Source organism: Micromonospora sp. NPDC004336 (assembly GCF_053602615.1).
Map to the genome: position 1 here is coordinate 1 of NZ_JBSGDY010000250.1, position 6630 is coordinate 6630.

Annotated in this window: 4 protein-coding genes; all 4 read right to left on the bottom strand. The window is 76.7% G+C overall.

Features of this window, described 5'->3' with window-relative positions; all coding sequences use genetic code 11:
* Window positions 1-1099, bottom strand: a 1099-nt coding sequence (locus tag ACWENR_RS28885) for a macrolide family glycosyltransferase (RefSeq protein ID WP_452280110.1), incomplete at its 3' end; no start/stop codon positions are given.
* A 234-nt stretch (window positions 1100-1333) separates the two neighbouring features.
* The gene (locus tag ACWENR_RS28890) at window positions 1334-4645 is read right to left on the bottom strand and encodes a BTAD domain-containing putative transcriptional regulator (RefSeq protein ID WP_452280111.1); all 3312 of its coding nucleotides are present in this window, start codon (window positions 4643-4645) and stop codon (window positions 1334-1336) included.
* A gap of 56 nt (window positions 4646-4701) precedes the next feature.
* The gene (locus ACWENR_RS28895) at window positions 4702-5682 is read right to left on the bottom strand and encodes a DUF2804 domain-containing protein (RefSeq protein ID WP_452280112.1); all 981 of its coding nucleotides are present in this window, start codon (window positions 5680-5682) and stop codon (window positions 4702-4704) included.
* A 198-nt stretch (window positions 5683-5880) separates the two neighbouring features.
* Entirely contained in the window at window positions 5881-6309 is a 429-nt protein-coding gene (locus tag ACWENR_RS28900; protein ID WP_452280113.1) for a VOC family protein, read from the bottom strand.
* Window positions 6310-6630: the final 321 nt, after the last annotated feature.

Genomic DNA, 6630 nt, shown 5'->3' on the forward strand with positions numbered 1-6630 from the left:
TCTCGCCCTCGTCGGTGCAGGGACCGTCGGCGATGACCTGGCCGGGCTCGACGCGGTCGGGCGGCAGCACGTGGCCCAGGCCCAGCTCGACCACGCGCGCCGCGGAGGGGGCGGCCTCGGTCGCGAAGTGCGGCACGAGCGCCAGGGGCACGCCGGCGGCGAACGACTCCAGCACCGCACCCGTGGTGCCGTGCGTCAGGCACGCGGTCGCGTGGGCGAGGACCGAGTGGAACGGGATCCACCGGTGCGCCTCGACGTTGGGCGGCAGCGGGCCCAGCGCCGCCGGATCGAGGAAGCCGCCGATCGCCATCACCACGTGCCAGTCGGTGCCGGCGAAGGCGTCCGCGCAGGCACGGAAGAACTCGGGATGCTCGTTGAACTGGTTGCCCAGCGACACCAGCAGCACCGGCGCGCCCGGGCGCGGCGGCTGCCAACCGGCCTGGCCGTCCCGGCCGGTGAGGGTGGGGCCGACGAACGCGAACCGCTCGTCGAACGTCTCGGCGAAGGGCTGGAACGACTTCGGCAGGAAGACGACGGTGAGGCCCTCGACCTCGTCCCAGTATTCCTTGATCGGGGTGTCGACGCCGTAGCGCGCGAGCAGGTCGACCAGCACGGAGTGCACCGCCGGCACGTCGGCCGGGTGGCGTTGGCCGTTGCTCCGCCACAACTCCTTGAAGAGCGAGTAGTGCTCGTTCGCCGCGAAGCCGCCGGTGAGGCGTACGGCCGGCAGGCCCCAGGCGGTGGCGAGCAGCCGGCCGGCGATGAACGGGAACACGTCGTAGACCACGAGGTCGGGCCGGTCGTCCCGCAACGCCTCCTCGGCGGCCCGCAGGATGGCCACGTTCTCGCGGACGTACACCAGGTGCAGCTGCGTCTCGGCGTCCTCCTGCTTGACGACCTCGGGCACGTGGAAGGTGTCGAACTCCGACTTGTACGGCACCACCTCGGCCCCGGCCGCCTTGACCTCGTCGGCGAACAGCGCCGTGGTCACGTACGTGATCCGGTGCCCGCGCCGGGCGAGCTCGCTCACCAGGCCGAGCGACGGGTAGACGTGGCCGTGCCCCTGGACGTTGACGAAGAGGATGTGACGCTGGCGCATGGGCTCACTCCCGGCTGGTCGTCTCGGCGTCGTCGACGCCGCGCGTGCACGGCGGAGCGGAAGCTCCACCGGGATCTGACCGCGCCCGCCGACGGGGACGGCAGCGACGCGATGGGGCCTAGGCTTTAAACATATATAGCATGCAATGGATCCGGGCCGCCATGCCCGGATCGCCGACACCCGCCCGGCGCGAACCGTCGGCGCGGCGTCGGACGGGGACCGTGCCGAATGGACCTACCGGGCGGTCCCGATGCGCCGGCCGTCCCCGGCCACCGCCGGATCCTCGAAGCCCAGCAGCCCGCCGCGCCCCAGCTCCGCGGCGAGGTCGGCGGGGTCCAGCCGCGCACCATGCCCCGCCTCGGCGGCGAGGTCGGCGGCGCCGAGCGCCTCGCGGACGCGCGCGGTGATCCGCTCCACGTCGTACCGCTCCGCGGGCGGCAGCGGCACCCCCGCCGACTCGCGCAGCGCCCTCGCCGCGCCCAGCAGCCGGGCGGCGCGGCGGTGCTCGCCGGCCAGGCCGGCGCTGCCGGCCAGGCCCTCCAGGGCCAGGGCGACGGCGCGGCGGTCCCGAGTGGAGCGGGCGGCGTCGAGTGCCTCCCGGTGGCGGCGCTCGGCGGTGGCGGCGTCGCCGCGCTGCTCGGCGACGAAGCCCAGCTCCGCCAGCGCCAGCGCGCAGCCCGGCAGGTAGCCGGTCCGGCGGTTCCAGTCGAGCAGGTCCCGCTGGCGTGCCTCGGCGGCGTCGAGGTCGCCGCGCCGGCGCGCGACCATCGCCAGGCCGGTGCCCGCGAACGCCGCGGCGGGCCGGTTCGACTGCTCCTCGGCCAACCGCAGCGCGCGCTCGTGGTATGCCACGGCCTCGTCGTGGTCGCCGGCCAGCAGGGCGAGCCGGCCCAGGCTGGCCAGTTGCCGGGAGACCGACGCCCACAGCCGCAGCTGCTCGGCGATGCGCAGCGCCTCCCGGTACGACGCCGCGGCGGCCGGGTAGTCGCCGCCGATCTCGGCGAGGGTGCCCAGCAGGCTGGTCGAGTGCGCCTGCCCCCAGCAGTCGCCGAGCTGGACGAACAACGACCGGCTGGTCTCGCAGTCGTGCCGCGCGGTCGACAGGTCGCCCTGCACGAGCGCCAGCTCGACGCGCGCGGCCAGGGCCGCCGCGATCCCCCACCGGTCGCCGGCCGCCCGGAACGTCGCCAGGGCCGCGTCGAGCAGGCCGGCCGCCTCGGCCGTGTCGCCCGAGCCGAGCAGCATGAAGGCGAACAGCCACTGCGCGAACGCCCGGCCCTGCTCGTCGGTGTCCGCGTACCGGTCGAGCACCCGCTGTCGCGGCGCGGCCGGGTCGCCGTCGCGGGTGGCGATCGCGGCCAGCCACGTCGACGCCCGCAGCCGCAGCGCGTCGGGCGCGGTGTCGTCCGCACCGGCCGGCGCGGTCTCCAGCGCCGTCCGCAACGCCGCGCGCGCCTCGCGGAGGCGGCCCCGCACCAGCCGGTACCAGGCCAGCGAGGTGGCCAGCCGCAGCCCCAGGTGCGCCCAGCCGTGTGCCGCCGCCGCGTCCGCCGCCGCCCGCAGGTTCGCGACGTCGCCGTCGAGCTCGCGCAGCGCGGCGTGCTGGTCGTGGCCGCGCAGGCGGGCGGCGGCGTCGTCGACGAGGCGGGCGTGGAACTCGGCGTGCCGGCGGCGCGTGGCGACGGCCTCGCCGGCGCGGTCGAGCTGCTCCACGCCGTAGGCGGCGACCGTCTCCAGCAGCCGGTAGCGGCGCGGGTGTTCGCCGTGGCGGACGCTCACCAGGGAGCGGTCGACCAGTCGGGCCAGGACGTCGAGGACGTCCTCCGGCGCCACCTGCCCGTCGGCGCACACCCGCTCGGCGGCGGGCAGCGTGGCGCCGTCGGCGAAGACGGCCAGCCGTCGCAGCACCGCGCGTTCGCGGCCCGACAGCAGGTCCCAGCTCCAGTCGATCATGGCACGCAGGGTCTGCTGCCGCGCCGGGGCGGTGCGCCGGCCGGACGACAGCAACCGGAACCGGTCGTCGAGCCGGGCCGCCAGCTCCGCCGGGTCGAGCGCGCGCAGGCGGGACGCGGCCAGCTCCAGCGCCAGCGGCACGCCGTCGAGCCGCCGGCAGATCGTGGCGACCGTCGCGGCGGTCTCCGCGTCGAGGGTGACGCGGGGCTCGGCGGCGCGGGCCCGGTCCAGGAACAGCCGTACGGCGGGGGCCTGCGCCACCTGCTCCGCCGTCGCCCCCGGCTCGGGCAGCGCCAGCGGCGGCACGGGGAGCGTCGCCTCCCCGGTGACACCGAGCGGCTCCCGACCGGTCGCCAGGATCCGCAGCTCGGGAGCGGCGCCGAGCAACCGCTCGGCCAGGTGGGCGACCGGCACGACGACGTGCTCGCAGTTGTCCAGCACCAGCAGCGTCCGGCGGTCGCGCAGCGCGTCGACGAGCCGGTCGGTGGCGTCCCGGGACCGGTCACCCGGCAGGCCCGGCGCGCCGTCCTCGCGGATGTCCAGGATGTCGGCCACCGCGTCGGCGACCTCGTCGACCGCCCCCGGATCGGCGAGGGCCGGCTGACCGGCCAGCTCCACCATCCAGATCCCGTCGGGAAACCTGTCGGCGAGCGTACGGGCCGCCTCGGCCGCCAACCGCGTCTTGCCCACCCCGCCCGGGCCGGTCAGCGTCACCAGCCGCTCCCCCGCCAACCGCTCGCGAACGGCCTCGACGGCCTCGTCGCGCCCGATCAGCCCCCCGTACGGCCCGGTCGACGCGGGGGCGGGCAGGTTGGTCCGGGCGCGGGGCGGTGCCGCCGGCGGTCGCAGGGCCGGGTCCTGACGCAGGATCGCCCGGTGCAGCTCGACCAGCTCCGGCCCCGGATCGAGGCCCAGCTCGTCGCGCAGGTCGCGGCGGAACCGCTCGTAGGCGGCCAGCGCCTCGCGCTGACGGCCCGACCCGTACAGCGCGCGCAGGTGCGCGGCCCGCAGCCGCTCGCGCCACGGGTGGCGGTCCACGAGGTCGGCCAGCTCGCCGGTGAGCAGGGCGTGTTCGCCGAGCGCGAGCCGCGCCTCGGCGAGCTCCTCCAGCGCGGTCAACCGCTGCTCGCCAAGGCGGTCGACGGCCTGGCGCGCGAACGGCTCGTCGGCGAAGTCGGCGTACGCCGGGCCGCGCCACAGGGCCAGCGCCTCGGTCAGCAGGGCGACCCGCCGCGCCGGCTCGGACTGCGCCCGCGAGCGCGCGAGCAGGGCCGCGAACTGCCCGGCGTCGACCGACTCGGCCGCGACCCGCAGCCGGTATCCGGCGTCGCCGGACCCGACCAGGTCGCGGCCGCCCGGCTCGCCGGTCTCCAGCGCCCGGCGCAGCTGCGAGACCTTGACCTGCAACGCCCCGAGCGCGTTGCCGGGCGCCCGGCCAGCCCAGAGGTCCTCGACGAGCCGGTCGGCGGGCACCGGACGCCCCTCGTGCACCAGCAGGTCGGCGAGCAACGCCCGGACCTTCAGGCCGGGCACGGGGACGGCGGCGCCGGTCGACGTCCAGACCACCACCGTGCCGAGCACCCCGAATCGCACAGGGCAACGGTAACCAGCCGGCGGCGCCGGGCGCGGATCGGCCGGCCCTGCGGCTGCTACCAGCGGTTGCGGGCCTCCTCCGCCCAGCCGACGAGGCCGTCGAGGTCGACGCGTTCCCCGTCGTCCGCGCACGCCCAGCCGGAGAAGTGCCCGAAGCACTGGTGGGTCTCGTTCGCCAGCACGCCGAGGTTGGTGCGGGCGATCCGCTCGTGGAACGGGTGGAACTCCACGTCCACCCCGGTGCCGGTGATCCGCCACGGGCGCAGCCAGTCGGCGCGGTCGTAGCGCCAGGCGAGCTCGGCGCCGATCTTGTGCAGCCGCCCGTCGAGCAGGAGGGCGTTCTCGGTGGAGCCGGTGCCGTCGGTCCAGCGCCCGCCGAGCTGGATCGCCCGGCCCGGCCCGCTGCCGGCCGCCCAGTTCCAGCGGACGGCGTACGGCCACTTGCCGCGGCCGTGGTCGAGGACGGCGAACGAGTCGTCCCCGCCGATCGGGTGCGTCGTGCCGTCGACGCGCAGCGTGCCCCGCACCGGCCGGCCCACGTCCTTCACCGTGTACTGGAAACGGCGGGTGCTCCACGGCACCACGACGCCGAGCGACTCGTGCCCCGGTGGCAGCGGGACCTCCACGTCGACCTCGACGCCGGGCGCGGCGGCACGGATCGTGGTGCCGTCCGGGCTCTGGTCGATGTGGAACGTCAGCCCGCCCCCGCTCACCCGCACCGGCCCCGTGCCGCTCACCGGCGGGAACACCGCGCCGCGGGCGAGCGGAACGACCGTCTCCCGGTCGGTCTCGACGCCGGTGCGGCGGTCGAGGACGTAGACGCCGTGCACGCCGGCGTAGTCCAGCGACGACACGACCAGGCCGACGATGTGCGTCGGGGTGACGATCCCCCAGTACTCCCACCGCTTGGCCCGCCCCCAGCCGCGCAGGTTCGCCCGGTGCAGCGGCCGACGGCTCCAGCCGACCGCCGCCGGGTTCAGCCGCCCGTTCGGCAGGCACAGGTCGACAGGCTCGGTGATCTCCCGCTCGTGCGTCACGGACGCAGGCTATCGGCCACCGCGGGCGCCCCGCCCGCCGGGCCGAGCGGAAACCGCCGCGTCCGCCGGGCCGAGCGGAAACCGTCGCGTCCGCCGGCCGGGGTGGCGTCCGCTCCGCACCCTCGGGGCCGTCGCCCGGGGCCGCCCGCCGCGGCCGAGGGCCTCCGGGTGCGAGGCGGAGGGCTGCCGGCGGCGCGGTCAGCCGACGAAGACGCAGAACGGGTGGCCGGCCGGATCGGCGTACACGCGGAGCGGCTCGTCGGGGTCGTCGATGCGGTCGTACCGCAGCCGGCCGCCGAGGCGCAGCACCCGCTCGTGCTGCACCAGCAGCTCCTCGACCGACGTGACCGTCAGGTCCAGGTGCAGCTGCTGCGGCACCGTGTGCTCCGGCCAGGTCGCCTCCGGCAGGTGGTCGACCTGCTGGAAGGCGATCTGGGGGCCGCCGCCCGGCGTGCGCAGCACGAGCCAGTCGCGACCGCGCTCGTCGGCCTCGCCCGCCTCCGGCGGCTCGTCCCCGGGCCGGTAGACCAGGCCCAGCAGGGCCCGGTAGAACTCCGCCAGGGACCTGGCGTCGGTGCAGTCGAGCACCACCTGGCACAGCGTGGGCACACTCTCGCGGTCGACCACGTGGATCACCTCCGCCGCCATTATCGGGGCGGCGGCCCGATGCCGCAGGGCGGCGAGAGCCGAGTGGACCGGCGGGGGCTCAGTAGACCGGCGGGCCTCAGTGGGCCGGCGGGCCTCAGTGGGCCGGCGGGGCTCAGTGGGCCGGCGAGGGCTCAGTGGGCCGGCGGGGGCTCAGTGGACCGGCGGGGGCTCAGTGGGCCGGCGGGGGCTCAGTGGGCCGGCGAGGGGGCCTCCGGCGGGCGGCCGGCGGCGAGATCCTGGAGCTGCTCAAGGAGCTGGTCCGCGACTCCGGCACCGCGCTGGTCATGATCACGCACGACC